Consider the following 26,860-nt stretch of genomic DNA (forward strand, 5'->3'; position numbering starts at 1 on the left):
TTTCCGCGATTCTATCGGCGCGGCGACGGCGTCCCGGCGCACGTGACAGCCGATGACCGCGCGATTCACGCCATCTCGGGACGGTTCCACTCCCCCGGCACAGCCAGCGCACCGTAGGCGAGCTCGACGCCGTCGACGCCGACCGAAGCGGTGCAGACGAGCAGCGACAGGGTCGGGACGCCGTACGGTCGGTTGTCGCGGATGATCGCCGCGTCGTCGGTCGCGGGGGTGGCTGCGGTGTCCTGGAGCACGTCGAGCCACGGCTGCAGACTGTTCGCGCGATCGAGTTCCGGCGCGGCTGCGGCGAACTCCCCCAGCCAGCGGCGGATGCGCGCCGTCCGCGGATCGTCGACGTCGTCGTGAGCGATCATGTGCGTCCCGGGTCCGAGATCGACCGTTCGCAGGGTCGCCGCATCCCACATCGACACGCGAACCCCCTCGGCCGAGACGTCGACGAGGTTGAAGCCGTGTGTGGGCGGGGCGCCGACGGGAGGGCGTCCGGTGACCGCGTCCAGCACGATGCCGCCACGCGTGAGCGCGGGCGCGTCGTCCGCGAGCACGTCGGCTCGGTTCAGGATGACGGCGAGTCGACGGGCGGCCGGGTCGGCGGCGAGCCACGCACCTCCGGCGCGGCGGTCACGCACGCCGACGACATCGGGGAAGGCGTCGGGCCACCAGGGGCCGACGGGGTCCCACGCGCGCGACGGGTCCTCGTCGCGGACGGCCAGCAGCCGAACCGGACGGCTCGGGTCAGCGGGCACCTGGATGACGACGGTGCACATGGGATTACTCGCTCTCGGCACCCGACGGTCGCTCGGCGCACCCGCCCGGGGCCGTGGGAGGATCGGGGGCATGTTCATCGTAGTCGGGGTCACCGGTGGCATCGCCGCCTACAAGAGCGTCCACCTCGTGCGGCTGCTGGTGCAGCAGGGGCACGACGTCCACGTCATCCCGACCGACGACTCGCTGCGCTTCATCGGCCTCACGACATGGGAGGCCATCAGCCGCAATCCCGTCACGACGTCGGTGCACGACGACGTGGCCCGCGTGCGGCATGTGTCCCTCGGGCAGAGCGCCGACCTCGTGATCGTCGCGCCCGCGACGGCGAACACGATCGCCTCGATGGCCGCGGGCCTGGCATCCGATCTGCTCGGCACGACTCTCCTCGCCACCACCGCGCCCGTCGCGATCGCGCCCGCGATGCACACGGAGATGTGGCGCCACCCGGCCACGACCGCCAACATCGTCACCCTGCGCGAACGGGGCGTGCTGATCGTCGGTCCCGCGGACGGCCCGTTGACCGGCGGCGACAGCGGCCCGGGCCGCATGTCGGAGCCGGAGGACATCGTCGCGGCGGCGCTCGCGCTCGTCTCCCCCGCCCCCGCCGACCTCGAAGGCCTGCACATCGCGGTCTCGACCGGGGGCACCCGTGAGCCGCTCGACCCGGTGCGCTTCCTCGGCAATCGATCGAGCGGGCGCCAGGGGGCGGAGATCGCCGTCGAGGCGGCACGGCGCGGCGCGACGGTGACGCTCGTCGCGGCATCCGTCGATGCGGGAGTCCTCGACGCCGCCGCGGCCCACCCGCGCATCACGATCCGGCACGTCGAGACCGCGGCTCAGCTCGGCGCGGCGATGTCGGATGCCGCGACCACCGCCGACGTCGTGGTCATGGTCGCGGCCGTCGCCGACTATCGGGCCGCACGAGTGTCGGAGCACAAGCTGCGGAAAGAGGACGGCCCGCTCGAGACGATCGCGCTCGTACCCAACGACGACATCCTCGCCGGGCTCGCCGCTTCCCGCCGAGACGGTCAGACCGTCGTCGGGTTCGCCGCCGAGACCGCCGACTCCGACCTCCTCGAGCGCGCCCGCCGCAAGCGCGACCGCAAGGGCGTCGACCTGCTCGTCGTGAACGAGGTCGGGTGGGATGCCGGATTCGGGTCGGGCGAGAACGCCGTCGCCGTCATCGGAGACGGCGGAGCGGTCGTCGCCGAAGCCTCCGGCCCGAAGGACGCCGTCGCGCGCGCGATCTGGGACGCGATCGTCGCGCTCCGCGCCGCGAGCTGACGCCTCACCGCCTGGCCTTCACCCCGGCCGGGCGCGATACATCCGTCGGATGCGTGGTGCCCACGCGCGCTCAGAGCCACGCGGAGGCGACACCAGCACCACCGGTCCTGCAGATGTATCGCCACCGGCACGCCGCGGCGGGGCGGCGGCGGGGTCAGCTCAGGGCGCGCTCGCGGATGAAGTCGGTCAGCGCAGCGGCGTCGTCGGGCAGGTCGACGACGTGCTGGGGCGCGTCGAGCATGGCCTGCAGTTCGTCGGAGTACGTCAGCTCGACGCCGATGGCCTCGCGGATCGTCTCGGCGAACTTCTCGGGCTTCGCCGTCTCGAGGACGAGCATGATCTCACCGGGCTCGACATACTCCCGAGCGACCGTGACGCCGTCCGCGGTGTGCGGGTCGATGATCTCGCCCGTCCCCTCGTAGACCTCACGGATGGTCGCGAGGCGGTCGGCGTGCGTCGAGGTGCCGCTCACGATCCCGAACTCGGCGGTGAACCGGGCGAGGTCGGCGGAGAAGTCGGCGAAGCCCTGCGACTCGAGCTCGCGCCAGGCCGCGACGACCCGCTCGGGGTCACGACCGACCAGCTCGAAGATGAACCGCTCGAGGTTCGACGCCTTGGAGATGTCCATCGACGGACTCGAGGTCTGCAGCGTCTGCGCCGCAGAGCGGGGGCGGTAGACGCCTGTGCGGAAGAACTCGTCGAGCACGTTGTTCTCGTTCGCGGCCAGCACGAGCCGACGGATCGGCAGACCCATCTCGCGCGCGTAGAACCCCGACAGGATGTTGCCGAAGTTGCCCGAGGGCACCGTGATCGAGACCTCGGCGTGGCCGTCGGCATCGGTGGCGCGCAGCCAGGCCCAGAAGTAGTAGACGACCTGCGCCGTGATGCGGGCGAGGTTGATCGAGTTGACGGCGCCGAGGTGCAGCTCGCGCTTGACATCGAGGTCGCCCGCGAGCTCCTTGACGAGGTTCTGGCAGTCGTCGAACACGCCCTCGATCGCGATGTTGTGAATGTTGGGCTCGTCGAGCGAGAACATCTGCGCCCGCTGGAACGGGCTCATCCGCCCCTGCGGCGACAGCATGAAGACCGCGATGCGCTCCTTGCCGCGCAGCGCGTACTCCGCAGCCGAGCCGGTGTCGCCCGACGTCGCGCCCAGCACGTTCAGCACGGAGCCGGTGCGCTCGAGTGCGTGCTCGACGACCTGCCCGAGGAACTGCATCGCCAGGTCCTTGAAGGCCAGCGTCGGCCCCTCGGAGAGTCCGACGAGCGTCATCCCGCCGCCGATGCGCCGCAGCGGCACGACGGCGTCCGGGAAGGGCGCGTACGCCGCCTCGGTCATGCGCGCGAGATCGTCGCGCTCGATGTCGGTCGCGAAGAGCCCGAGCACCTCGGTGGCCAGCTGCGGGTAGGTCAGCGCGCGCCAGCGCTCGAGAGTCTCGGGCGCGACGGTCGGCATCTCCTGCGGCACGGCCAGGCCGCCGTCGGTCGCGAGCCCCTCGAGGAGCGCGTCGCAGTACGGCAGCGGCTCAGCGCCGCCTCGGGTCGAGATGTACAGCACGCGGGCTCCTCGGTGACGGGTCGGGGACGGCTTTCGATTCTCGCAGGTGCCTCACCTGCCCGGCGACGACGCGGGCGTCGACAGCCGGACGGGTCTCAGCGACCGGTGCCGGCGTAGACGACGGCTTCCGTGTCGCCGTCGAGCCCGTATGCCGTGTGCACGACGCGGGCGGCTTCGGCCAGCTCGTCGCCACGGACGACGACGGAGATGCGGATCTCGGAGGTCGAGATCATCTCGAGGTTGACGCCCGCGTTCGAGAGCGCCTCGAACAGCGTGGCGGAGACGCCGGAGTGCGTGCGCATACCCGCCCCGACGACCGACAGCTTTCCGATCTGATCGTCGTGAACGAGGCTCTCGAACCCGACCTCGTTCTGCTCACCCGCGAGGGCGCGTAGCGCGAGCGTGGCATCCGTCTTGGGCAGGGTGAACGAGATGTCGGTGCGCCCCGTCGCGGCGGCGGAGACGTTCTGGACGATCATGTCGACGTTCGCACCCGACTTCGCCACGATCTTGAAGATCTCGGCGGCCTTGCCCGGTACGTCCGGCACGCCGATGACGGTGATCTTGGCCTGGCTGAGGTCGGTGGCGACGCCCGCGACGATCGGCTCTTCCATCTCTTCTTCCTTTCGGCCTTCGGGCAGCGTCATCCCGGGCCCGAGCACGAACGTGCCGGATCCCGAGCTGAACGTCGACCGGGCGTTGATCATGACACCGTGACGGCGGGCGTACTCGACCGCACGGATGTAGAGGACCTTGGCACCGTTCGCGGCGAGTTCGAGCATCTCCTCCGCGGAGACGACGCCGAGCTTGCGGGCCTTGGGCACGACGCGCGGGTCGGCGGTGTAGATGCCGTCGACGTCGCTGTAGATCTCGCAGACGTCGGCCGAGAGCGCTGCGGCGAGGGCGACAGCGGTCGTGTCGGAGCCGCCACGGCCGAGCGTCGTGATGTCGCGAGTGTCTCGGTTGAACCCCTGGAACCCCGCGACGATGACGATCGCGCCTTCGTCGAGGGCCTCGCGCAGTCGTACTGGCGTGACGTCGACGATGCGCGCCGCGCCGTGCGTGGCATCCGTGATCATGCCGGCCTGGCTTCCGGTGAACGACCGCGCCTCGAAGCCCATCGAATGGATGGCCATGGCCAGGAGAGCCATCGAGATCCGCTCGCCCGAGCTGAGGAGCATGTCGAGCTCGCGGGGAGCCGGGATCGGTGCGACCTCGTTCGCGAGATCGAGCAGCTCGTCGGTGGTGTCGCCCATGGCGCTCACCGCGACGACGACGTCGTGACCGGCGCGACGGGTGTCGACGATGCGCTTCGCGACGCGCTTGATGCTCTCCGCGTCGGCGACGGACGACCCGCCGTACTTCTGCACGATCAATGCCATGTGGGACTCCCGGATGCCGGTGCCGGCGCGATTGCTACGGGCGCCCGGATGCCGCGCCCACCGGACCATCTTACGGAGCGTCCCATGCGCGCAGCGCCATGTGACGCCCCTCCGCAGGCGCGACCGAGGACGCGCGGACCTAGGCTGGAACGTATGGGACGCCGCTCGCTCTTCACGGCGCTGAATGCGCTCGTCCACACCTCGGATCCGGCCGGCGGCCCGGTGACGGAGATGCTCCCGGTGATCGACGACGCGTTCGCCGTGCGGGTGCTCGATCTCGCGATCCGGCTCGGCGAGACGATGCTCGTCGCGGGCTCGCCCGCGAGCGAGGTGACGCTGACGATCGTGCGGGTCGCCGGTGTGTACGGACTCGACCCCGTGCACGTCGACGTGACCTACAACTCGATCACCGTCGCGCACCATCGCAGCGGCGACGACAGGCCCATCACCCTCATGCGCGTGGTCCGCGGTGCCGCACCCGACCACGCGCGTCTGCAGCGGCTGCAGGCGCTCGTGACCGAGATCCGGGCGGGCCTCCCCTGGGATGCCGCCGCCCTCCGCTTCCGCGGCATCCGCCGTACCCCGTTCCGCTACCACCAGCCCGTCGCGGTCTCCGCGCAGGCACTGCTGGCGGTCGGCGTGGCGGTGATGTTCGGGGCCAACTGGCTCGTCATCCTCCTGTCGTTCCTCGCCGCAGGTTCAGCGGCCGTCACCCAGTTCCTGCTGGGCCGGGCGCGCGTTCCGTTCTTCTTCAGCCAGATCGCCGGTGCCTTCGTGCTGACGATCGTCGCGGCGGCCTCGCCGCTTCTGCGCGCGACGGGGTGGGAGGCCGCCATGACCATGCGGCCCTCCGTGATCGTCGCGTCCGGCATCGTGCTCATGCTCGCGGGCCTCACGGTGGTCGGTGCCGCCCAGGACGCCATCGACGGGTTCGCGCTGACAGCCATGGGCCGCATCCTCGAGCTCGTGACGCAGACGCTCGGCGTCGTCCTCGGCATCCTGGCCGGCATCGAGACCGCCCGGGTCGTCGGACTAGGGCTCGAGGCGCCGACGGAGGCGCTGCCCCTCGGCCCCGTGCCGCTGCAGTTCCTCGGTGCGGGACTGATCGCTCTCGCAGTCGCCGTCATCAACGGAGCCGGGCTCCGCATCATCGTCGTCAGCGTCGCTCTCAGCGTGGTCGCGTGGCTCGGCTACGTCGCGGCGGCCTCGGTCGGCTTCGAGACGGCCGCGGCGAGCGGCGTCGGGGCGTTCGTCGGCAGCCTCGTCGGCATCCTCGCCGCCTATCGTCTGCACGTGCCGTCCGTCGCGATCACGACGGCGGCGATCCTCCCCATGGTCCCGGGAGCCGCGGTGTTCCGCGGGCTCCTCGGAGTGGTCGAATCCGGTGACAGCCCCGCGACCCTGCTGACGGGGTTCAGCACCCTCGCGGCGGCCGCGACCGTCGGGATCGCCCTGGCTGTCGGCGCGTCGCTCGGCATCTACCTGGGTCAGCCGCTCCGCGCGTCGCTCGGATCCGTCATTCGTACGCGGGCGCGGGTGCGCTGACCGTCCGAAACGCCAGACGGCCGCGTCGCAAGCAGGCGCGAGGCCTGCCGCGGACGCGGCCGTGACGACGTCGAGGATCAGCCGAACAGGGCGGCAGCCTCTTCGTAGCGGTAGAGCGGGACGGTGTTCAGCTCGCCGAGGGCCTCGTCGAACGAGACACGGACGATGTCGGTGCCCTTGAGCGAGACCATCTGGCCCCATGCGCCGTCGACGAGCGCGTCCGCTGCCGCGAGACCGAGGCGCGTGGCGAGCACGCGGTCGAACGCCGACGGCGAGCCGCCGCGCTGGATGTGGCCGAGCACGGTCGCGCGCGTCTCGATGCCGGTCAGGCGCTCGATCTCGGGTGCGAGCACCTCGCTGATGCCGCCCAGGCGCGGACGGTTGAACGCGTCGAGGCCCTTGTCGCTGTAGGCCTCGTCCTGGCCGGTGAGCTTGAACCCCTCCGAGACGACGACGAGCGGCGCGCGGCCGCGGTCGAAGGCCTTGGTGACCTGCGCCGTGATCTCCTCGATCGACATCGGCACCTCGGGGATGCAGATGACATGGGCGCCGGCGGCGATACCGGCGTGGAGAGCGATCCAGCCGACATGACGGCCCATGACCTCGGCGACCATGCAGCGCTGGTGCGAGTCACCCGTCGTGCGCAGACGGTCCATGGCGTCGGTCGCGATGTTGACGGCCGTGTCGAAGCCGAACGAGTAGTCGGTCGCCTTCAGGTCGTTGTCGATCGTCTTCGGCACGCCGAGGACGTTGATGCCGTCGTTCGCCAGGCGGTTGGCCGCGGCGAGCGTGCCCTCGCCGCCGATGGCGATGATGCCGTCGATGCGGTGCTTGTCGAGCGTCGCGGCGATGTTCTCGGCACCACCGCGGGGGCCCTCGTACGGGTTCGTGCGGCTGGTTCCCAGAATGGTGCCGCCGACCTTAGACAGGCCCTTCACCTCGTGGCGCGTGAGCGGGAAGAAATCGCCGTCGACGACGCCGCGCCAGCCGTCGCGGATGCCGACGAACTCGATGTTGTACGAGGTGGTGCCCTTGAGCACGACGCCTCGGATGACAGCGTTGAGTCCGGGGCAGTCGCCGCCGCTCGTGAGGATGCCGATCTTCATGGGGAGATCCTTCGTTGTTGCTCAGGGTGGAGTGTGGCGACGCTGCCTGGAGTCGAGACTATCGTCGCGGCGCGGGTGCTGCCAGGCGAGCGCACCGGGAGAACCCCGGCGACCGGGCTCGCGTCCGACGCGGCGCTCGATCGATCGAGCTTGGCACGGAACCGAGGCTGCGACACGATCGGATGATGCGCAGACTCATCAACCGCCTGACCGCAGCCTTCGGAGGCACCGAGCCCGACTACATCGCGGAGATCGCCGCCGCGAACGATGACGCGGCGGATGTCGTCCTCGCCCATACCCGGTGCTTTCCCGCCGCCTACACGCGCGGCGGCACGGCGGGCGTGATGTCGGCGGAAGGCGTCATCCGCAGCGCGGCCCTCTCGGCGGCGCAGAACACGATCGCGGGGGCCCAGCATGTGTCGGGCGGTGCGGATTCGATCGCCGCCGGTCTGTCGCGAGACGCCGACCTCCGCATCCTCGCTCTCGGCGACCACCGCGTCACGTGGTGGGACTTCGGGATGACCGGAACCCAGCCGCCGGCCGAGCTCGTGCAGAGCGTCGCGCGAGCGGACATCGCTTCGATCACCGACACCGGCAAGCGCGCCCAGGGCGGCGCCGTCGTGGTCCGGTTCGCATTCGTCGACGGCTCGACCTTCGACTACCGCTTCATCCAGCCGTCGGACGAGTTCTGGGCGGTTGCGAGGACGTACCCCACGGCGTCCTGACCACGTCGGCGCGGAGACGACAACGGCCCGACTCGGTTCGGAGATCGAACCGGGCCGGGCCGTTTCCGGCGGATGGAGCTCAGTCGGCGCCCAGCGCCTGACGGAGCAGGTGCATGAGAGCCGACAGCTGCACCGAGTCGCTCGAGGTGGGATCCACGGCCTCACCGTCGAGCGCGCGGGCCGCGAGCCCCTGCTTCGAGTCGATGAGCTCGGCGATCTTCGTGTCGATGGTGTGGGCGGCGATGATCCGCCACGCGGTGACGGGCTCTTCCTGACCGATGCGGTGCACGCGGTCGATCGCCTGCGTCTGCTCGGCCGCGGTCCACGACAGCTCGGCGAGCACGACGTTCGAGGCAGCCTGCATGTTCACGCCGACGCCGGCCGCCGTCAGGGAGCACACCGCGATGGCGACGTCGGGCTCGTTGTTGAACGCATCGATCGCGTCCTGACGCGCCGTGGCGCTCTGGTCGCCGCGCAGCGACACCGTCCGCAGCCCGGCGGCCGCGAAATGGGCCTCCGCGGCATCCATGACGTCGATGTGCTTGGCGAAGAACACGACCTTGCCGACCGAGCGCTGCAGCTGGGCCGCATAGTCGGCAGCCAGCACGGCCTTCGCCTGACCGATGCGGCGGACCATCGTGAAGACGTTCTCAGCACCGGTGCCCGCGGCCTTGGACTCCTCGAGCTCCTGTGTCGCGACGAGGCGCACGATGTCGGAGTCGGCCTCGCCGATGAGCACCCGGTCGCCGCGAGCCTCGATGATGCGGCGGTATCGCGCGGCCAGACGCTCGCCGAGCTCGTGCTCGGCCTGGCGGATCGACCGGCCGTACTCGTCGTCGAGCTGCACGGGCAGATCTGCGACGAGCTTGTCGGGAAGGTCCGCGGCGACGTCCTTCTTCTTGCGGCGCACGATGCCCATCGAGATGACGGCGTCGCGAGCAGCGGGATAGAAGGCCTTGTCGGCCGGCGTCAGGCCGGTCTCGTCGAGTCGCTCCATGAGGACAGGCCCCGGCTTCTCGCCGTTGGTCCATCCGAGGAACCGCCAGATGGCGTCGAAGTCCTCGACGTCGTTGATCAGCGGGGTTCCGGTCAGGGCGAGCATGAGCGGGTCGCGCACCTGCTCGCGGATGCGTCCCGCGAGAGCGAGCACGTTCTGCGAACGCTGCGAGCCGAGGTTCTTGATGAAGTGGGCCTCGTCGACGACCATGCCGCGCAGACCGATGGACCCGAGCCACGAGAGGTGACGGTCGAGAACCTCGTAGTTGACGATGAAGACGTCGGCGAAGGCGTCGATCTGATCGCCGTCGCCCGAGATCACCGTCGCGCGACGCTGCGGCGTCCAGCGCTCGACCTCGCGGGCCCAGTTCATCTTCACGACGTTCGGCACGACGGCCAGCAGCGGGTAGGCGCCGGCGACGGATGCCGCGAGCACCGACTGCGCCGTCTTGCCGAGCCCCGGCTCGTCGGCGAGCAGGAACGAGCGGTGACCGTCGCGCACCGCCTCGAGGAACCGCGACTGGTGCGGCATGATCTCGAGGCCCTTCGGCGACAGGCGGTCGAACTCGGGCACCGGGGGCAGGTCCATCGAAGCCGCCGAGCCGCCGGCACCGGACTCGAACGCCTTGTAGAGCGGGCCCATCAGCTCCCAGCCGTCGAGTCGGCGACGCGGGGTGTCGTGGGGCTTGTGCAGTTCGGGGTCGGGGGCGAGGAACGGATTCGACTCGCGACGTGCCAGTACCTGCGGCGGAGTCACCTGGCGCTCGGCGAGTGCCGCCGGGACCACGGGCGCCTGCACGGGCACGATGTCGGTGATGATCAGCTCGTCCTCGGGCAGCTCGGCGCCCGACTCGAGCAGCCAATCGCGCCGCATGCGCTTCGCGACCGGCGACGTCGCCTGGTCGACCTCGAGCAGCTGGATGAGCGACGTGTCTCGCGCGGCCGTCTTCGCGAGGATGGTCGCGACTCCGTCGAGCCGCTTGAGCAGCTCTGCCCGGGCGGCGGTCGAGATGTTCTCGTCGGCCTTCACCCGCGCACGCTCTTCGCGCACCAGGAACGCGATGACCTGGAACTTCACGCGATTGGTCGGTCCGAGCTTGCCGCGCTGCGCCTTGGCCTCGACCTCGCGCACCTTGCGCGCGAGGATCGGGATCAAGGGCGCGTCGTCGTCGCGTCGGGCGGACGAGGACTTTCGTCGGCGGTTGGCGGTCGCTGCGGCGGTGGCCATGGTCGGCATGCTCCTCCTGAGCCTGATTGCCGGGATTCCGTCGTGACGGAACGTACGGGTGCCGCTCGGACGGACACCGAGGCGTCATGCGAGCGAAGGGCGATCGCGCCGGCCGGCCGCGGGCACTCGCTTCAGCGAGCTGCGGCGTCGAACCCGACGATGTCCCCGCCGACCATTCTATGCCACGACGGACGTGCCCCGCGAGGTGGCCGCGGGGCACGTCGTGGTCGGGGGCCGACTATGCGTTCCGCCGCGCCGGCCGCAGCGCCGATCGCAGCCGCAGGCTGTTGATTACGACGAAGACGCTCGAGAACGCCATCGCGGCCGCGGCGACCATCGGGTTGAGCAGTCCGGCGACCGCGAGCGGAACGGCGGCGACGTTGTAAGCGAAGGCCCAGAACAGGTTCCCGCGGATGATGCCGAGCGTGCGACGGCTGAGCTCGATGGCCTCGGCCACGGCGCGGGGGCTGCCCGCAGTCAGGGTGATGTCGCTGGCGTGCTTGGCGGCGTCCGTGCCGCCGCCCATCGCGATGCCGAGGTCGGCGGCCGCGAGTGCGGCCGCGTCGTTGACACCGTCGCCGACCATCGCGACCCGCTCCCCCGCTGCCTGGCGACGTCGCACCTCGTCGAGCTTGCCCTCGGGCCGGACGTCGGCGACGACCTCGTCGATGCCGAGCTCGCGAGCCACCGCTGCCGCGGCCCCGGCGTTGTCCCCGGTGACCAGGACGACGGATGCTCCGGTGCGGTGAAGACGCGCCACGGCCTCGCGGGCGTCGTCGCGGACACGGTCCGACACCGCGATGACCGCCCGGATCGCACCGTCCCAGCCGACGGCGACGACGGTCGCCCCGGATGCCGCAGCGTCGCGAGCGGCAGCGTCGAGCTCGGGGCTCGGGGCCGCGAGGCGGTCGGTGGCGAACGCCATGCTCCCCGCGGTGACCTCCCGCCCGTCGACCCGGCCGCTGACACCGCCGCCGGCGACTCCCGTGAACTGCGAGACCGGGGGCACCGCTCCAGCAGCGGCGACGATCGCGCGCGCGATCGGGTGCTCGGACGCGGACTCGACGGCGCCAGCCGCCCGGAGCGCGTCGTCGCGGTCGACGCCGTCGGCGGTGACGACCGACGCGACCGACATCCGTCCTTCGGTGAGCGTGCCGGTCTTGTCCATGAGGACGACATCGATACGCTCGGCTGCCTCGAGGGCCTCGGGACCGGTGATGAGGATGCCGAGCTCGGCACCACGACCCGTTCCGACGAGGACGGCGATGGGCGTCGCGAGTCCGAGGGCGCACGGGCAGGCGATGATGAGCACCGCCACGGCGGCGGTGAAGCCCGCCGCCACAGGCGCGCCGGCGACGATCCAGCCGACGAGGGTCAGCACGGCCACGACGATGACGACGGGCACGAACACCGCGGAGACACGGTCGGCGAGGCGCTGCACGCGGCTCTTTCCCGACTGTGCCTCGTCCACGAGGCGCGCGAGGTGCGCGAGACGGGTCTCATCGCCGACCGAGGTGGCGCGCACCCGGAGACGTCCGCCCGAGGCGATCGTGCCGCCGGTCACCTCCGAACCGGGGCCGACGTCGACCGGCACCGACTCACCGGTGAGCATGCTCTCGTCGATCGCCGCGGCACCGTCGACGACGATGCCGTCGGTGGCGACCTTCTCCCCGGGGCGTACGACGAACTCGTCGCCCTCTCGGAGCGTCTCGATGCCGACCCGCCGACCGTCCGGCAGCTCGACGTCGGTCGCTCCGAGCTCGAGCAGCGCGTGCAAGGCGGCCCCCGCACGTCGCCGCGACCGCTGCTCGATGTACCGACCGAGCAGGATGAGCACGGTCACCGCCGCGGCCACCTCGAAGTAGACGAGCGAGGTCGGGTCGTGCACGGGGCCGAAGAGGACGACGTCGTGACGGATGCCGATGCGCCCGGCCGACCCGAACAGCACCGCCCACAGGCTCCAGGCGAAGGCGGCGAAGGTGCCGAGGGTCACGAGGGTGTCCATCGTCAGCGCGCCGTGTCGCGCGTTCGCGAACGTCGCGCGATGGAAAGGCCACCCGGCCCAGAAGACCACCGGGGCGGTGAGGACGAGCGACACCCACTGCCATCCGGGGAACTGCCACGCCGGAACCATTCCGAGCACGACGACGGGCGCCGCGAGGACGATGCCCCAGATCAGCCGGGTGCGCAGCGTGGTCCGCCCCGGCACGTCCTCGACGTCGTGCTGGTGACCGCCGGCGGCCTCGTGGCTCGCGTGGTCGTCGTGCTCGTGCGCGGGTCGCTGCGGGCGCCCGCGCGGAGCACGGACCCGGGCGGTGTACCCCGCTTCGCCGACGGCCGCGACGAGGTCGTCGACCGAAACGGTGGCGGGATGCTCGACGCGCGCCGACTCGGTGGCGAGGTTCACCGACGCGTGGACACCGTCCAGGCGCTGCAGCCGCTTCTCGACGCGGGCGACACAGCTCGCGCACGTCATCCCCTCGATGTCGAGGACGGCGTGGCTGCTGTCGCGCCCGGCGGTGTCGGCGGACATCAGCGGCGTCCGGTCACCGTGTAGCCGGCCTCGGCGACAGCGGCCGAGACGACGTCGTCGTCGGGCGGCTGCACGGCTGTGACCGCGACCGTGCCGGCGTCGACGTCGACGTCGACGTCGGAGACGCCCGGGACGAGTCCGAGCTCGCGGGTCACCGCCGCGGCGCAGTGGCCGCAGGTCATGCCCTCGACGGAGTAGGTCTGAGTCGTCATGATGCTCCTCTTTCGTTCAGCGACGTCAACCACGATACCCCCCTGGGGTATTCCCGTCGAGGCCCCGACACCGGGACGGCGTACGCTGAAACCATGTCCACGATCTCCGAGCGCGAGCTCGCCGCGACCCTCGACCACGCCATCCTCAAGCCCGAGCTGACCCGCGAGCAGGTCGATGCCGAGCTCGACATCGCCGCCGAATGGCGGGTCTTCTCCGTGTGCGTGCGACCCTCCGACATCCCCCATGCCGTCTCGCGTCTTTCAGGCACCGGCGTCGCCGTCGGCACCGTCATCGGCTTTCCCCACGGCACCACCTCCACCGCCGCGAAGGTGGCCGAGGTTCGGCAGGCCGCGGCAGACGGAGCATCGGAGTTCGACATGGTCGTCAACATCGCGGCACTGCGCTCCGGATTCGATGACGTCGTCGTCGACGACATCCGCGCCGTGGTCGACGCCGCCGAAGGCAAGATCGTCAAGGTCATCCTCGAGACCAGCCTGCTGGACGACGAGCAGATCGCGCGCGGCAGCCGGCTGACCGAAGCCGGCGGAGCCGACTTCGTCAAGACCTCGACCGGTTTCGCCGGTGGAGGCGCCACGGTCGCCCACGTCCGCCTGATGCGCGAGAACGTCGGCGAGGCCGTTCAGGTCAAGGCCTCCGGCGGCGTGCGCAGCTTCACCGACGCCGTCGCGATGCTCGACGCTGGCGCCACGCGCCTCGGCACGAGCGGCAGCGCGACGATCCTCGGCGAAGCGCGCCGGCTCGAGGCCGGCGACGAGGCCACGGGCGCCGTCGACGAGTCGTCGTACTGACTCCCCGCGGGCTCCGGCCCGCCCGGTGCGCGAGGCGCTGGTCTCAGGCGAGAGCCTCGCGCACCCGGACGACATCGTCGTCCATCTGCTCGATCAGCGCCGGAATGCCCGCGAAGGCGACCATCCCTCGGATACGCGCCGTGAACCGCACCTCGACGCGGTGACCGTAGAGGTCGAGGTCGGTCTCGTCGAGCACGTACGCCTCGACCTGACGCTGCGGCACGTCGTCGAACGTGGGGTTGGTGCCGACCGAGATCGCTGCCGGATACCGGATGACGCTCGCGGGAAGCGTCCCGTCGGCTCCCGGCATCCCGAGGTCGACGAGCCAGCCCGCGTACACGCCGTCGGCCGGGATGAAGCCCGCGGCGTCCGTCGCCAGGTTCGCGGTCGGATAGCCGAGCTCGCGCCCCCGCTTGAGCCCGTGCACGACCTCCGCTTCGACGGCGTGGGGCCTGCCGAGGAGCCGGGCCGCCCCCGCGACGTCGCCCTCCGCGAGCAGGTCGCGGACCCAGGTCGACGAGACCCGACGCCCCGCGTCGCGGGCGCGCACGTCCGTGACCACGTCGACGCCGAACCCGTGCTCGCGCCCGAGCGCGGTGAGCATGTCGGGATCGCCCTCGCCCCCGCGTCCGAAACGGAAGTCGTCGCCGACGAGGACCCCGACGGCGCCGAGCGAGCGCACCAGGATGCGCTCGACGAAGTCGCGTGCCGACAACGCCGCGAGCTCGGCGTCGAACCGCAGCACGAGCACGGCGTCCACCCCCGCCGTGGCGAGAAGGCCGATCTTCTGGTCGAGCGCGACGAGCGGCTCGGGGCACAGCTCGGGGCGCAGCAGGCTCAGCGGGTTGCGATCGAAGGTCACAGCCACGACGCGCGCGCCACGGGCGGCGGCATCGACGCGGGCACGGTCGATGACGGCACGGTGGCCGGAATGCACGCCGTCGAACTTGCCGATGGCCACGACGCTCGGGCCGAAGTCCGCGGGAACCTCGGCGGGGTCTCGATATACGGTCACCATGACGATCCCTCCAGGACGGTCGGACGCTCGCCGCTCGCCGCCGAGCCGTCACGATGCGACACGAGCCACCAGATGCCCACGAAGGGCAGGGCGAGCGGCACCCAGAAGTATCCGAAGCCGTACCCCGACCACACCGTGGCGTCGTGCGAGAACAGCTCGGGCAGCACCAGGCTGAGCGTGCCGACGACGAGGACTCCCACCAGCTCGAAGCAGATCGCGACCCACGCGATCGCGTACCACGTGCGCGAGCTCGACTTCACGAGCGCGACCGTCGCCAGCACGTACACGAGCGCGGCGGCTGCGGACAGCGAGTACGCCAGCGGCGCGTTCGAGAAGTCCTCGACGATCTGAACGAACGAGCGTCCCGTGGCGGCGAGCGCCATCACGGCGTACACGACCACCAGGACACGGCCGATGCCGGTCATTCGAGGGCGGGGATGATCCATGACCCCACCAATGATAGGCGGCGCACGGGCGGCTTCAGACGACCTGAACCGTCCAGATGACCTGCATCCGCCACGTCATGATCGCCACCGACAGGGCCGCGACGCCGAGGATGACGGTGCTCCAGCGGCTGCGTTCGATGAGAGCCCAGAACACGGCGGCCGGGGGCAGCAGAACGGCGGAGACGAGATACACCCAGAACTCCAGCAGGCTGCCCGAGGGGGTGTTGCCGGCGAGAGGCGCGATGATCGCGACGACGACCTGGGCGATCAGGAGCACCTCGACGAGGGCGAGCGCCCCGACCGACAGGTCGCTGGGCCGCCGGTTCGCGAGGCCGAGACCCACGCAGAGCAGTCCGGCGGCCACGGCCACGGCCACCTGCACGATGGTGAAGACCGTGATCATGCGTCCTCCGCCATGTTCATGAGGCTCTTCACGTCTTCGCCCCGTCGCTCGACGATGCCCACGAGTCTCCCGTCGGGATCGATGGCCGCCGGATGCGGCGTGAGCAGGCGGGAGGCGGCTCCGGCGAGTCGCTTGCCGTGGCGCAGGTCACGCGCCTCGTCGGCGCTCACCTCGACGGCTCCGAGCACGGCGGCGGCGACATCCGCGTCGCGGAGGAGTTCGGTGTCGGGGGCGATCTCGGTCGCGGCATCCGAGACGTCGAAGGGACCGATGCGGGTGCGCCGGAGCGCCGTGAGATGCCCGCCGACCCCGAGGTCCGCACCCATATCGCGGGCCAAGGCGCGGATGTAGGTGCCGCTCGTGCAGTCGACGACGACGTCGACATCGATCACCCGGGAGTCTCCCCCCTCGACGCCGCCGGGCGCGACATCGAGGGCGACCTCGCGCACGTCACGCACGTCGAAGCGGGAGACGGTCACGCGACGCGCCTTCAGCTCGACCTCTTCGCCCGCGCGGGCCAGGTCGTACGCCCGCTTCCCGCCGATCTTGATCGCCGACACCCGGCTCGGCACCTGGTCGATCTCACCGGTGAGGGCCGCGATGCCGCGATCGATGCCGGCGCGGTCGACCGCGGCGAGAGCGGTGTCCGTCGCATGCTCGGTCACCGCACCGTCGGCGTCGTCGGAGTCCGTCGAGACACCGAGGCGGATCGTGGCCTCGTAGGTCTTGTCGAGGCCGACGATGTAGGTCAGCAGGCGCGTGGCCGGCCCGACACCGAGGACGAGCAGCCCCGTCGCCATCGGATCCAGCGTGCCGGCGTGGCCGATCTTGCGGGTACCGAGGGCTCGACGGGCTCGGGCGACGACGTCATGACTGGTCATACCGCCCGGCTTGTCGACGAGCAGGATGCCGCGGGGCGCGGGTTCGGGCATGCCTCCCAGCCTACGGCGAGCCCCGTCCGCGGCGCTTCGGGCGCAGTTCGCAGCATCCAGCGCGGTTCAACCTGCGCTCGAAGCTCGGAACTGCGCCCTATCCTCCCGCCGTACCGGCCCCGCCCGCGGTCAGTCCAGCGCCAGCTCGACGGTCGCGAACGAATGCGGCGGCAGCGTCACGACCAGCTCGCCGCCGTCGAGAGCGGTCTCGAGAGGCCGCGGCTCGACCCGGTCGGGCGCATCGGCGTCGTTGTACGTCGTCGCGCTCTCCGCTCCCAGCACCCGGGCGCGCGTCACGCGGGCACCGCGCCCCCGGAGGTCGATGCGGAACTCGCACGCGTCGTCCGCCGAGAGGTGGGTGAGCGAGATGAGCGCCGAGCCGTCCTTCGTCGATGCCGACATCGACACCAGCGGCAGCTCTCCGCCTCGTGCCGTCGTCGCTGGCGCGTCGAGCACGTGCGCAGCGAGCGTGCGGGCGTCCTGGTGCCCCTTGTTCATCTCGAAGACGTGGTAGGTGGGCGTGAGCACGAGCTTGTCGCCGTCGGTGAGCAGCATCGCCTGCAGGACGTTGACGGTCTGAGCGATGTTGGCCATCGAGATGCGCCGCGCATAGCGATGGAAGATGTCGAAGTGGATGCCGGCGACGAGCGCGTCGCGGATCGTGTTCTGCTGGAACAGGAAGCCCGGGTTCGTCCCCTTCTCGGCGTTCCACCACGTGCCCCACTCATCGCAGACGAGGCTCACCCGGTTCTCCGGGTCGTAGGAGTCCATGACCGCGACGTGCCCGCGGACGACCCGCTCGAAGTCGCGCGCATAGGCCATCGTGTCGTAGAACTGCGCGTCGGTGAAGGCCGTCGCGTCCTCGCGATTGATGCCCGATCCGGTGTGCGTGTAGTAGTGGAACGAGATCGCCTGGTAGGGGTGCTTGTCGTAGAGGTTCGCAGCGTGCGACTCGACGAGCGACTTCACCAGCACGCGCGTCCACTCGAAGTCGTCCTCGTTGGCGCCCGCCGCGATGAGGGTCAGCGTGTTCTCGCCGTGATCGTGACAGTAGGTCGCGTAGCGGCGCGCCTCCTCGGCGTAGAACTCGGGCGAGAGGTGTCCGCCGCAGCCCCACGGCTCATTGCCGATGCCCCAGAACGGCACCCGCCAGGGCTCGTCGCGTCCGTTCTCGCGGCGCAGACGCGCCATGGGGCTGTCGTCATCGCGTGTGAGGTACTCGACCCACTCCGACATCTCCTGGACCGTGCCGCTGCCGACGTTGCCGTTGACGTACGCCTCGGTGCCGAGCAGGTCGCACAGATCCATGAACTCATGGGTTCCGAAGTGGTTGCTCTCGACGACGTCGCCCCAGTTCGTGTTGGCGATCTTCGGCCGTTGCTCGCGCGGACCGACGCCGTCTCGCCAGTGGTACGTGTCGGCGAAGCACCCGCCTGGCCAGCGGAGATTGGGGATGTCGAGCGCACGGAGCGCCTCGACAACGTCCGTACGGATGCCGCGGACGTTGGGGATCGCCGAATCCTCACCGACCCAGAAGCCGTCGTAGATGCACCGTCCGAGGTGCTCGGCGAAATGGCCGTAGATGTGGCGGTTGATGCGGTCGCCGACGACGTCGAGGTCGATGACCGCACGTGCAGACGAGGTCATGTGGTTCTCCCGTGCTCGTGCTCGGTGAGCGGGACCAGCGGAGGGCGCTCCGCGGTCGTGGTCAGGGTGATGCGGCGGCCGTCTCGGGCCGATCGGGTGAGAGCGCTCATGATCTCGAGGACGTGCAGAGCGACCTGGCCGCTCGCACGCCCCGCGCCGGTACCGCCGCGCACGAAGTCGAGGACACCGATCCCGCGACCCGCACCGCGGTAGCCCGCGCGGGGCGCGATCGCCGACCACTCGGCGGCGCGGGGTCGACGCAGGGTCACGTCACCGTCGAAGAAGTTGGGATCGGGCAAGGTCAGTGACGCGGTCTCGCCGTGAACCTCGATCGGTGCGGCGTGGGTCGCGGCGGCGTCGAAGCTGAACGTGACCGTCGAGATCGCGCCGCCCGCGTGCTCGAGCACGCCGGTGACATGCGTGTCGATCTCGACGGGGATGCGCTCCCCTGCTCGCGGTCCCGAGCCGATCGTGCGCTCGTCGCGCGATCGCGATGACGCACCCGACACGCTGACGACGGGCCCCAGCAGATGGAACAGCGCGGTGAGGTAGTACGGCCCCATGTCGTAGAGCGGTCCCCCGCCTTCGCGGTAGTAGAAGTCGGGATGCGGATGCCATGCCTCATGGCCCGACGACAGCCACGTCGCGACGGCCGCGACCGGTCGTCCGATCTCACCGGCGTCGACGACCGCTCGCGCGGTCTGCACGCCCGATCCCAGCACCGTGTCGGGCGCCCCGCCGACCCACGCGCCGCCCGCTCCGGCCATGACGCCGAGGGCTTCGTCGAACGTGGCGGCCAACGGCTTCTCGCCGTAGACGTTCTTGCCCGCGGCGAGCGCCGCGCGCGCCACCTCGCCGTGCGCGGCCGGGATGGTCAGGTTCACCACGGTCTGCACCGCGGGGTCGGCGACGAGCTCGGCCACCGACAGGGCGCGGGCACCGGGGAACCTCTCGGCGACCGAGCGGGCACGGTCGGCGTCGAGGTCGGCCGCCGCCGCGATACGGACGGCGGGGTGATCCCCCAGCGTCTCGAGATACTGGCCCGAGATGACCCCGAGACCGACTACACCGATACCGTGCGGCTCGCCCACAGCATCCCCCTTTCGATGATGGTGCGGACGTTGACGTCGCGGAGCACGACGAGGCTGTGACCCGGCGTCGCGACGAAGATGCGACCCTGCCCCCACTCGCGGGTCCAGACGGCGGGCGAGGTGATGGGCCGGTGCCACGGGTGGTAGGGCTGCACGGGATGCGTCGTCGTCGCGAGGACGTCGTTGAGGTCGTCGGAGAGCACCCAGTACTGCTCCGTGCGGAGCGTGAAGTCTTCGAGGCCGGCCATGATCTCCGAGCGGCGACCGGCGTCGGTGAGGTCGACGGTGTAGCAGAGATAGTTGTCGGTCTCATCGCCGACGCGGGCGTCGGGGTGCTTCGCGGGATGCGTCGCGAACTGCCCGCCGATGAGCTGGAGGTAGTCGGAGTTGTCACGGTACGAGTCGGCGATGCCGCCGTGCCAGCCGGCGAGCCCCGTTCCGCGTTCGACCGCGTCGCGGAGTCCGGCGAAAGCCTCGCGCGAGATCTTCGACATCGTGACGGACTGCACGATCAGGTCGGTGCGTTCCATCGTCGCTCGGTCGGTGTAGACCTCGTTGTCCTCCTCGATACGGACCTCGAATCCGTTCTCCTCGAGGAACGGGACGAACAGGTTGGTGGCCTCGACGGGCTTGTGCCCCTCCCAGCCGCCTCGGACGATGAGCGCCTGTCTCGCGGTCATGAGCTGACCCCTTCCACTCGGATGCTTCTGCTGTCGGATGCCGCGCTCTCCGCGACCGCGGCAAGGACGCGCTGGACGCTCGCGGCCTCGGCGAACGACGGGTGAGCCTCGATCTCGCCCGCGACGGCACGGACGAAGTCGGCGCTCTGATGCGTGAACAGGTGCTCGTAGCCGAGCCCGTGTCCCGCCGGCCACCAGGCGCCCGCGTAGGGATGCTCCGGCTCGGTCGCGTCGATGCGCCGGAAGCCCTGCTCACCGGCGGGCAGCGTCGCGTCGGCGAAGAGCAGATCGTTGAGGTGCGAGAAGTCGAAGGCGACCGCCCCGCGATCACCGCTGATCTCGATGCGGTTGGCGTTGCGGTGCCCCGTGGCCATGCGCGTCGCCTCGAAGATGCCGAGCGCTCCGTCGGAGAAGGATGCCGTGAACGCCGCGGCGTCGTCGACGGTCACGCGTTCGGTCGCGGCTCCGGCACCGGCCCGGCCGCCGAGCCCGACGCGCTCGTCGAGGACGGGGCGCTCGTCGACGAAGGTGCGGAGTGTGCCGGAGACACTCGTGATGCGCGCGCCGGTGAGCCACTGCGCGGTGTCGATGCTGTGGGCCCCGATGTCGCCGAGCGCACCCGACCCCGCGCGTTCGCGGTCGAGGCGCCAGGTGAACGGAGCATCCGGATCGGTGAGCCAGTCCTGCAGGTACTGGGCCCGCACATGCCGGATGCGACCGAGGCGCCCCTCCTCGATGAGACGTCGCGCCAGAGCGAGCGCGGGCGTCCGGCGGTAGCTGAACCCGCACATGGCGACGACGCCGCGGGAGGCGGCGGCGGCAGCGGCATCCGTCATCCGATCCGCATCGGCGACGTCGTTGGCCAGCGGCTTCTCGCACAGGACGTGCAACCCGGCGTCGAGTGCGGCGAGCGCGATCTCGGCATGGGTGTCACCCGGGGTGCAGATGTCGACGGCGTCGATGTCGTCGCGTGCGATCACACTTCGCCAGTCGTCGCTCGATTCCGCGATGCCGAACCGCGATGCGGCGTCGGCCGCGCGTTGCGCGTCGCTGCCCGCGAGCACGACCACCTCCGGCTCGACCGGCAGATCGAAGAAGCGCGGAGCGGTGCGCCAGGCGTGCGCGTGCATCCGTCCCATGAACCCGGTTCCGATGATCGCGATGCGCAATCGTCCCGACATCCTCGTCTCCCTCCGCACCGGTGCGTGTGATCGCGGACCACGATGTCACAGCCTCTCGACGCGGATGGCGCGGTTTGCGCAAAATAGGGGCATGCCCTCTCGCCGCCCGAGTCTCGCCGACGTCGCTGCAACGGCGGGGGTCAGCGTCGCTACGGTCTCGCGCGCGCTGCGCGGACGCGGCGAGCTGTCGCCCGAGACGCGGACACGCGTGCTCACGGCCGCCGAGCAGCTCGGGTATTCGCGCAGCGGCACGCCTCGAGGAAGGCCCCGTGGCGGGACGTCGCGCATCCTCGACCTGGTCCTCGGACACTTCCACGACCCGTACACGGACGAGGTCGTCGCTGGCGCGCACACAGCAGCCTCACGCCTCGACTACGACCTCGTCCTCACGGCGGAACGCGACGATCCCGACGACGACTGGCCGGCCCGCATCCGCTCCCGGGGGTCGGCGGGGGTCGTGCTGGGACTCATCCTCCCCACGACGGCGCAGCTGCAGATCATGCAGGGCGCCGGAATCCCGGTCGTTCTGCTCGAGCCGCCGTCGGGGACCACCCAGCACGTGCCGAGCGTCCGGAACACCGATCACGCGGGCGGCTCCGCGGCGGCGGAGCACCTGCTCGCGCAGGGCGCGCAGCGCTTCATCGTCATCGGCGGCGCGCCGTCGTACCGCTACGGCCGCGCGCGCATCGAGGGCTTCCTCTCGGCCCTCGACGAGACGGCGCCGGCGGCGCCCCGCATCCTGACGACGGCCGACTGGGGTGCGGCCGACGCGCGGCGGGCGTGCGCCGCGGCGCTCGACGACCTCGGCGGCGAGGGCCCCATCGGGCTCTTCGCCTGCTCCGACGAGATGGCCGCGGGCGCCTACCGGGCGATCGCCGAAGCCGGGCTCGCCGTGGGGCGCCACGTCCTCGTCGTCGGATACGACGACGTCCGCGGTGCGCGGTGGCTGCATCCTCCGCTCACCACGATCCGTCAGCCCATCCGCGAGATGGCCGCGGCGGCGGTCACGCTTCTGGCGCAGATGGCGGGCGGCGCACAGCTCGCCGACGAGGTGGTCGAGCTGCCGACGGTGCTCGTGGCGCGCGGCTCGACGGGTCGTCCGCGGTGACGGGTACCGCGAGGGCTCAGGGCGCCGCGACGACGGGGAAGTACACGGCGTAGCGCTCGTCGACGATCTCGTTCAGCGGCACGAAACGGATGCCGGACGAGCGCCCGACACTGCGGTATCGCGTGAGCCACTGCGACCACTGCCGTTCGTCGTCGGCCGCGAGAAGCGTCGCCGCGTCGCCACTGTCGCCGACGAGCGGCGTCTCGCGGTCGACGAGCCCCGCGAGCACGACGGCACCCTCGACGAAGGCCACGGTCGCGGGGTCGTCGGGGATCGGCACCGTCCGCAGCTCGAAGGCGAAGCCCAGCTCGATCTCGGTGCGTCCGCCGGGATGGTCGACCTCGACGAAACGACCGTGGCGGCTCACGGCGGCATCCGATCGGACGCGCGCCTCCCCCACCGTCCAGTCGGGCACGCGCATCCGCACGCGGCCCGGAACGGTCGCCGCCGACTCGACCACGACCGAGACCCGCAGAGCGTGCGGGCGATGCGTCGGGCCGCCGGGGCCCGCGTTCGCGTCCGGACCGACGTAGAGGGCGTCGTCGATCGTCCGCACCTCGACGACCAGTCGGCCCGCCACCGTGTCCATCTCGGCGCGGACGGGGATGTACTGCGCGATCGTGACGGCGGCGGCGTCGGCGTACACCGCCAGCGACGAGTGACGCGTGTGCGCCTGCACGACGGTGCCGTGGCAGCACCAGAAGTCCTCGGTGGGCGACCCCCATTCCTTGCGCGCTCCGCTCTGCAGCGGCAGGAAGTAGCTCACCATGCCGGTGCCGGGATGCTGCTGCGCCAGGATGCCGTTGACCAGGTTCGCCTCGATGTAGTCGAGGTACGACGCCTCGCCCGTCCATCGGTAGAGCACGTCCGCCAGCCGGATCATGTTGTAGACCGCGCAGTGCTCCTGCGTCTTCACGCCCCGCCGCGCGGCGAAGGCGAACGGCGGGGTCCAGATCTCTCCCGACGTCTGGCCGCCGGTGCAGAAGGTCCCTCGTCGGGTGACAGCCCACTCCCAGTACGCCTCGACGATGCGCCGCCAGCGCTCCCCGCCCGTGACCTCGAAGGCGCGGGCCGCGCCCAGCACCTCGGGGATCGTCGTGTTGGCGTGCATGTTGGTCAACATGTCCTCGCCTGCCAGGAGACCGTCGAACAGCGACCGGTGGTCGTACCGGTCGAGCAGGTCGCGGTAGAGGTCGTCGTCGCCGGTGGCTTCCAGCAGGTCGGCCCAGACTTCCAGCATGCCGCCCGTCTCGACCTCGAGGATGGTCTGGAACTCCTCGCGTTCGAAGCCCCGTGCCCAGTCCGCCAGCACGCCTGCTGCCCGGTGGGCGATGCGGAGTGCACGCGCGTCGCCGAGGTCTCGGTACACGTCGACCAGGCCCATGAGCGTCTTGTGCAGGTTGTACTGCGGCGCCCAGACCTCGCGCCCCTCCGCGAGTCGCCGCAGGAACGTCTGCGGGATGCCGAACACCCACCCCCCGCCGGCGTCCTGACACGCGTCGAGCTCGTCGAGGACGACCGAGAGCTTGCCGCGCAGCACCGGATCGCCCGTGACGGCGATCTCACGCGCAGCGGCAGACAGCCAGTGTCCGACGAAGTGTCCGCGCAAAAGCGCCCCGGGCGTCTCCCACCCCCAGTGGCGTCCCCAGCCGGTCTCGACACCCGCGGTGACGGAGGGCTGCAGATGCCATCCCTGATCGCCGATCCCCGCTTCGATGCGATGGTTCTGCACGAGAGCGCGCTCGTCGAGCGACGCGAGGTAGTCGCGATTGATACGGCGACGACGATCGTAGGTACCCGGCAGCAGCCGGACGGCGCCGGGTGCGAGAGCGGATGAGGTCATGGTTGTGCCATCTCCTTCGATGTGCTGAGATCGATCTCTGACTGTACCGCCCGAGCGATGTCAGCAGAATAGGAGCATGGGTTCCATGCGTGTTGTCCACCTCAGTGCCGAGGGTGTCTCCGTCGTGATCGCGGCAGACGACGGGATGCCGGAGATCGTCCACTGGGGCGAGGCGGTGACGTCGACGGACCCCGACCTCCTCGCGTTCGTCGCGGCCGAGCGGCGGATCGGGATGGACGGTGACTCCGACCTCCCCTACCGCTCCAGCCTGCTACCCGAGCACAGCCGCGGGTGGTTCGGAGCGCCGGGTCTGTCCGCGCATCGCGACGGCTCGGGATGGGCGCCGAGGTTCGCCCTCCGTTCGCTCGTGCTCGACGGCGCCGAGGCCGGAGCGGGCGTGACGTCCACCGCGGCGGGTCGGGTGCGCGCCGTGCTCCACGACGACGACACCGAGATCGAGCTCACCCTAGAGATCGATCTCACTTCGGACGGTCTCGTCCGCACCCGGGCCGCGGTCCGGAACACCGCGACCGCCCTCGCGAGCGCCGCGCCCCTCGAGGTCCAGGCTCTCGCCGTGGCGCTCCCGATACCGACGTGGGCACAGGAGGTGCTCGATTTCACCGGTCGATGGGGGCACGAGCGCATCCCGCAGCGGCATCCGATCGTCCGCGGCGATCACACACGCACCTCGCGGCGCGGCCGAACCGGCCTCGACGCGACGCTCGTGCAGGCCATCGGCACCCCGGGCTTCTCGTCGGACTCCGGTGAGGTGTGGCTCGGACACGTCGGATTCAGCGGCAACCACGAGCACACGATCGAGCGCACCGACGGGCGTCTGCACTTCCGGGGCGGCGAGTCGCTCCTCCCCGGCGAGGTCCGGTTGGCACCCGGTGAGCAGTACACCGGACCCTGGGCGTTCGGCAGCTATGGCCGTGGTCTCGACGGTGCCGCCGCCCGCTTCCACGCCTTCTTGCGCGACCGCTCGCGTTCGTCGCGCCGCCCTCGCCCCGTGACGATGAACGTCTGGGAGGCCGTGTACTTCGACCACGACCGCGACGTTCTCGTCGACCTCGCGGCCCGCGCGGCCGAGCTCGGCGTCGAGCGGTACGTGCTCGACGACGGCTGGTTCCGCGGCCGCGACGACGACCGTGCGGGTCTCGGCGACTGGACTCCCGACCCGGTCGCCTGGCCTGACGGCCTCCGGCCGCTGGCCGACGAGGTCCGTGCTCTCGGTATGGAGTTCGGACTCTGGGTCGAGCCCGAGATGATCAACGAGGACTCCGACCTCGCCCGCGCACACCCCGAGTGGATTCTCCGCGCGGGGCCCGAGCTGCCGCAGCGCCAGCGATTCCAGCAGGTGCTCGACCTCACGCAGCCGGCCGCGTTCGACCACATCCTGGGACTGCTCGACGGCCTCGTCGATGAGGTCGGCGTGAGCTACCTCAAGTGGGACCACAACCGCGACCTCATCGCCGCGGGGCACCCCGCCTCCGGCGCGCCTGCCGTCCACGAGCAGACCCTCGCCGTCTACCGGCTCATCGATGAGCTCCGCCGCCGGCACCCCGACCTCGAGATCGAGAGCTGCGCCTCCGGCGGAGGGCGGGTCGACCTGGGGATGCTCGAACGGACCGACCGGATCCATCCGTCCGACAGCCACGACCCCCACGATCGTTTCGGCATTCTGCGGTGGACAGGCCTCCTGGTGCCTCCGGAGATGATGGGGTCGCACGTCGCGTCCCCCGTCTCGAGCGTGACGGGACGCACACACGACCTGCAGTTCCGATGCGCCGTCGCCTTCCTCGGGCATTTCGGCATCGAATGGGACATCCGCGATCTCGACGCGCACGACCGGCGCGTCCTGGGCGACTGGATCGCGCGATACCGTCGGCACCGCCATCTCATCGCGACCGGGCTCACCGTGGGCTCGGGTGAGCTCGACCCCGCGGCTCCGCAGGTACGCGGAGTGGTCGCCCCGGACGGGTCTGAGGCGCTCTTCACGATCGTCACGCCGACGACCTCGGCCGACACAATCGCCCGCGTCCGGTTCCCCGGCCTGTCGACCGAGCGGAGCTACCGCGTGACTGTCAGCGGCTCGGACTCGTTCGGACCGCCCTGGCAGGTCCCGGCCTGGCTTCGCGAGAGCCCGGGGCTCAGTGGCGACAGTGACAGCCAGGGCGGTGGCGACGGTCCGGTCATCGCGGGTGCGGTGCTGTCACGGGTGGGGCTGGAGTTCCCTACCTCCCACCCCGATCGTGCGGCCGTCGTGCACCTCGCGGCGGTGGCATCCCCGTGATCGACGAGCGCCGGGCCGCGGCTTCCCGTCCCCCGATGGGGTGGAACAGCTGGGACTGC

Annotated in this window: 22 protein-coding genes; 6 read left to right on the forward strand and 16 right to left on the reverse strand. The window is 70.9% G+C overall.

Going from position 1 to position 26,860, the window contains the following annotated elements:
* Positions 1-65: 65 nt before the first annotated feature.
* Positions 66-782 carry an NRDE family protein gene (locus AA0Y20_RS14185; protein ID WP_412935521.1) on the reverse strand — a complete coding sequence of 239 codons (717 nt, stop codon included), beginning with the start codon at positions 780-782 and terminating at the stop codon, positions 66-68.
* 70 nt (positions 783-852) lie between these two features.
* Here AA0Y20_RS14185 and coaBC point away from each other — a divergent pair, with 70 nt between their 5' ends.
* Entirely contained in the window at positions 853-2,064 is a 1,212-nt protein-coding gene (gene coaBC, locus AA0Y20_RS14190; RefSeq protein ID WP_412935523.1) for a bifunctional phosphopantothenoylcysteine decarboxylase/phosphopantothenate--cysteine ligase CoaBC, read from the forward strand.
* A gap of 154 nt (positions 2,065-2,218) precedes the next feature.
* Here coaBC and thrC read toward each other — a convergent pair whose 3' ends face one another.
* Together thrC and AA0Y20_RS14200 are read right to left on the reverse strand one after the other, a co-directional pair.
* Complete coding sequence (gene thrC / locus AA0Y20_RS14195; protein WP_412935525.1) at positions 2,219-3,622, reverse strand: threonine synthase; 1,404 nt, start codon at positions 3,620-3,622, stop codon at positions 2,219-2,221.
* Between the two features lie 95 nt (positions 3,623-3,717).
* Entirely contained in the window at positions 3,718-5,004 is a 1,287-nt protein-coding gene (locus tag AA0Y20_RS14200; RefSeq protein ID WP_412935527.1) for an aspartate kinase, read from the reverse strand.
* 153 nt (positions 5,005-5,157) lie between these two features.
* Here AA0Y20_RS14200 and AA0Y20_RS14205 point away from each other — a divergent pair, with 153 nt between their 5' ends.
* On the forward strand, positions 5,158-6,549 hold the full coding sequence (locus tag AA0Y20_RS14205) for a threonine/serine ThrE exporter family protein (protein WP_412935528.1): 1,392 nt from the start codon (positions 5,158-5,160) through the stop codon (positions 6,547-6,549).
* 77 nt (positions 6,550-6,626) lie between these two features.
* Here the strand turns inward: AA0Y20_RS14205 and AA0Y20_RS14210 are convergent, their stop codons facing one another.
* Positions 6,627-7,655, reverse strand: a complete 1,029-nt coding sequence (locus AA0Y20_RS14210; RefSeq protein ID WP_120264870.1) for a 6-phosphofructokinase — start codon at positions 7,653-7,655, stop codon at positions 6,627-6,629.
* 185 nt (positions 7,656-7,840) lie between these two features.
* Between AA0Y20_RS14210 and AA0Y20_RS14215 the strand changes: the two genes are divergently transcribed.
* On the forward strand, positions 7,841-8,380 hold the full coding sequence (locus AA0Y20_RS14215; protein ID WP_412935531.1) for a hypothetical protein: 540 nt from the start codon (positions 7,841-7,843) through the stop codon (positions 8,378-8,380).
* A gap of 79 nt (positions 8,381-8,459) precedes the next feature.
* On the opposite strand, the gene AA0Y20_RS14220 is transcribed toward AA0Y20_RS14215, so the two are convergent.
* The 3 genes from AA0Y20_RS14220 to AA0Y20_RS14230 form a co-directional block, all read right to left on the reverse strand.
* The gene (locus AA0Y20_RS14220) at positions 8,460-10,613 is read right to left on the reverse strand and encodes a DEAD/DEAH box helicase (RefSeq protein WP_412935533.1); all 2,154 of its coding nucleotides are present in this window, start codon (positions 10,611-10,613) and stop codon (positions 8,460-8,462) included.
* Positions 10,614-10,842: 229 nt separating this feature from the next.
* Positions 10,843-13,137, reverse strand: coding sequence for a heavy metal translocating P-type ATPase (locus AA0Y20_RS14225; protein ID WP_412935536.1), 2,295 nt, complete (start codon positions 13,135-13,137; stop codon positions 10,843-10,845).
* A complete protein-coding gene (locus AA0Y20_RS14230) occupies positions 13,137-13,349 on the reverse strand; it encodes a heavy-metal-associated domain-containing protein (RefSeq protein ID WP_412935539.1) in 213 nt (70 codons plus the stop codon). The genes AA0Y20_RS14225 and AA0Y20_RS14230 overlap by 1 nt, the downstream gene beginning before the upstream one ends.
* Before the next feature lie 93 nt (positions 13,350-13,442).
* On the opposite strand from AA0Y20_RS14230, the gene deoC reads away from it, so the two are divergent.
* Complete coding sequence (gene deoC / locus AA0Y20_RS14235) at positions 13,443-14,159, forward strand: deoxyribose-phosphate aldolase (protein WP_412935541.1); 717 nt, start codon at positions 13,443-13,445, stop codon at positions 14,157-14,159.
* A 43-nt stretch (positions 14,160-14,202) separates the two neighbouring features.
* On the opposite strand, the gene AA0Y20_RS14240 is transcribed toward deoC, so the two are convergent.
* The 8 genes from AA0Y20_RS14240 to AA0Y20_RS14275 all read right to left on the reverse strand — a co-directional run bounded on the left by AA0Y20_RS14240 (position 14,203) and on the right by AA0Y20_RS14275 (position 21,557).
* A complete protein-coding gene (locus AA0Y20_RS14240; RefSeq protein WP_412939656.1) occupies positions 14,203-15,174 on the reverse strand; it encodes a bifunctional riboflavin kinase/FAD synthetase in 972 nt (323 codons plus the stop codon).
* The gene (locus tag AA0Y20_RS14245; protein ID WP_412935544.1) at positions 15,171-15,602 is read right to left on the reverse strand and encodes a hypothetical protein; all 432 of its coding nucleotides are present in this window, start codon (positions 15,600-15,602) and stop codon (positions 15,171-15,173) included. Before AA0Y20_RS14245 ends, AA0Y20_RS14240 begins: the two co-directional genes overlap by 4 nt.
* A 55-nt stretch (positions 15,603-15,657) precedes the next feature.
* Complete coding sequence (locus AA0Y20_RS14250) at positions 15,658-16,026, reverse strand: hypothetical protein (protein ID WP_412935546.1); 369 nt, start codon at positions 16,024-16,026, stop codon at positions 15,658-15,660.
* A complete protein-coding gene (gene truB / locus AA0Y20_RS14255; RefSeq protein WP_412935549.1) occupies positions 16,023-16,958 on the reverse strand; it encodes a tRNA pseudouridine(55) synthase TruB in 936 nt (311 codons plus the stop codon). Before truB ends, AA0Y20_RS14250 begins: the two co-directional genes overlap by 4 nt.
* Before the next feature lie 129 nt (positions 16,959-17,087).
* Entirely contained in the window at positions 17,088-18,605 is a 1,518-nt protein-coding gene (locus AA0Y20_RS14260; protein ID WP_412935550.1) for an alpha-N-arabinofuranosidase, read from the reverse strand.
* The gene (locus tag AA0Y20_RS14265; protein WP_412935551.1) at positions 18,602-19,696 is read right to left on the reverse strand and encodes a Gfo/Idh/MocA family protein; all 1,095 of its coding nucleotides are present in this window, start codon (positions 19,694-19,696) and stop codon (positions 18,602-18,604) included. Before AA0Y20_RS14265 ends, AA0Y20_RS14260 begins: the two co-directional genes overlap by 4 nt.
* Positions 19,669-20,376, reverse strand: a complete 708-nt coding sequence (locus AA0Y20_RS14270; RefSeq protein ID WP_412935554.1) for a ThuA domain-containing protein — start codon at positions 20,374-20,376, stop codon at positions 19,669-19,671. Before AA0Y20_RS14270 ends, AA0Y20_RS14265 begins: the two co-directional genes overlap by 28 nt.
* The gene (locus tag AA0Y20_RS14275) at positions 20,373-21,557 is read right to left on the reverse strand and encodes a Gfo/Idh/MocA family protein (protein ID WP_412935556.1); all 1,185 of its coding nucleotides are present in this window, start codon (positions 21,555-21,557) and stop codon (positions 20,373-20,375) included. The genes AA0Y20_RS14270 and AA0Y20_RS14275 overlap by 4 nt, the downstream gene beginning before the upstream one ends.
* A 91-nt stretch (positions 21,558-21,648) precedes the next feature.
* Between AA0Y20_RS14275 and AA0Y20_RS14280 the strand changes: the two genes are divergently transcribed.
* Positions 21,649-22,665 carry a LacI family DNA-binding transcriptional regulator gene (locus AA0Y20_RS14280; RefSeq protein ID WP_412935557.1) on the forward strand — a complete coding sequence of 339 codons (1,017 nt, stop codon included), beginning with the start codon at positions 21,649-21,651 and terminating at the stop codon, positions 22,663-22,665.
* Positions 22,666-22,681: 16 nt separating this feature from the next.
* On the opposite strand, the gene AA0Y20_RS14285 is transcribed toward AA0Y20_RS14280, so the two are convergent.
* The gene (locus AA0Y20_RS14285; protein ID WP_412935559.1) at positions 22,682-24,508 is read right to left on the reverse strand and encodes a beta-L-arabinofuranosidase domain-containing protein; all 1,827 of its coding nucleotides are present in this window, start codon (positions 24,506-24,508) and stop codon (positions 22,682-22,684) included.
* Positions 24,509-24,584: 76 nt separating this feature from the next.
* Between AA0Y20_RS14285 and AA0Y20_RS14290 the strand changes: the two genes are divergently transcribed.
* Complete coding sequence (locus AA0Y20_RS14290) at positions 24,585-26,801, forward strand: alpha-galactosidase (protein ID WP_412935560.1); 2,217 nt, start codon at positions 24,585-24,587, stop codon at positions 26,799-26,801.
* The last annotated feature ends 59 nt before the right edge of the window (positions 26,802-26,860 follow it).

Origin of the sequence: Microbacterium pratiae (assembly GCF_047302165.1) — a bacterium.
GTDB lineage: Bacteria > Actinomycetota > Actinomycetes > Actinomycetales > Microbacteriaceae > Microbacterium.

What these genes read in the sequence shown, in the direction of transcription:
- deoC (WP_412935541.1), top strand. Translation starts at nt 13,443, where the DNA reads ATGTCCACGATCTCCGAGCGCGAGCTCGCCGCGACCCTCGACCACGCC.
- AA0Y20_RS14185 (WP_412935521.1), bottom strand. Translation starts at nt 782, where the DNA reads ATGTGCACCGTCGTCATCCAGGTGCCCGCTGACCCGAGCCGTCCGGTT.
- AA0Y20_RS14215 (WP_412935531.1), top strand. Translation starts at nt 7,841, where the DNA reads ATGCGCAGACTCATCAACCGCCTGACCGCAGCCTTCGGAGGCACCGAG.
- AA0Y20_RS14275 (WP_412935556.1), bottom strand. Translation starts at nt 21,557, where the DNA reads ATGTCGGGACGATTGCGCATCGCGATCATCGGAACCGGGTTCATGGGA.
- AA0Y20_RS14290 (WP_412935560.1), top strand. Translation starts at nt 24,585, where the DNA reads ATGGGTTCCATGCGTGTTGTCCACCTCAGTGCCGAGGGTGTCTCCGTC.
- coaBC (WP_412935523.1), top strand. Translation starts at nt 853, where the DNA reads ATGTTCATCGTAGTCGGGGTCACCGGTGGCATCGCCGCCTACAAGAGC.
- AA0Y20_RS14205 (WP_412935528.1), top strand. Translation starts at nt 5,158, where the DNA reads ATGGGACGCCGCTCGCTCTTCACGGCGCTGAATGCGCTCGTCCACACC.
- AA0Y20_RS14250 (WP_412935546.1), bottom strand. Translation starts at nt 16,026, where the DNA reads ATGATCACGGTCTTCACCATCGTGCAGGTGGCCGTGGCCGTGGCCGCC.
- AA0Y20_RS14245 (WP_412935544.1), bottom strand. Translation starts at nt 15,602, where the DNA reads ATGACCGGCATCGGCCGTGTCCTGGTGGTCGTGTACGCCGTGATGGCG.
- AA0Y20_RS14260 (WP_412935550.1), bottom strand. Translation starts at nt 18,605, where the DNA reads ATGACCTCGTCTGCACGTGCGGTCATCGACCTCGACGTCGTCGGCGAC.
- AA0Y20_RS14210 (WP_120264870.1), bottom strand. Translation starts at nt 7,655, where the DNA reads ATGAAGATCGGCATCCTCACGAGCGGCGGCGACTGCCCCGGACTCAAC.
- AA0Y20_RS14200 (WP_412935527.1), bottom strand. Translation starts at nt 5,004, where the DNA reads ATGGCATTGATCGTGCAGAAGTACGGCGGGTCGTCCGTCGCCGACGCG.
- AA0Y20_RS14220 (WP_412935533.1), bottom strand. Translation starts at nt 10,613, where the DNA reads ATGCCGACCATGGCCACCGCCGCAGCGACCGCCAACCGCCGACGAAAG.
- AA0Y20_RS14225 (WP_412935536.1), bottom strand. Translation starts at nt 13,137, where the DNA reads ATGTCCGCCGACACCGCCGGGCGCGACAGCAGCCACGCCGTCCTCGAC.
- AA0Y20_RS14270 (WP_412935554.1), bottom strand. Translation starts at nt 20,376, where the DNA reads ATGACCGCGAGACAGGCGCTCATCGTCCGAGGCGGCTGGGAGGGGCAC.
- truB (WP_412935549.1), bottom strand. Translation starts at nt 16,958, where the DNA reads ATGCCCGAACCCGCGCCCCGCGGCATCCTGCTCGTCGACAAGCCGGGC.
- AA0Y20_RS14280 (WP_412935557.1), top strand. Translation starts at nt 21,649, where the DNA reads ATGCCCTCTCGCCGCCCGAGTCTCGCCGACGTCGCTGCAACGGCGGGG.
- AA0Y20_RS14285 (WP_412935559.1), bottom strand. Translation starts at nt 24,508, where the DNA reads ATGACCTCATCCGCTCTCGCACCCGGCGCCGTCCGGCTGCTGCCGGGT.
- AA0Y20_RS14230 (WP_412935539.1), bottom strand. Translation starts at nt 13,349, where the DNA reads ATGACGACTCAGACCTACTCCGTCGAGGGCATGACCTGCGGCCACTGC.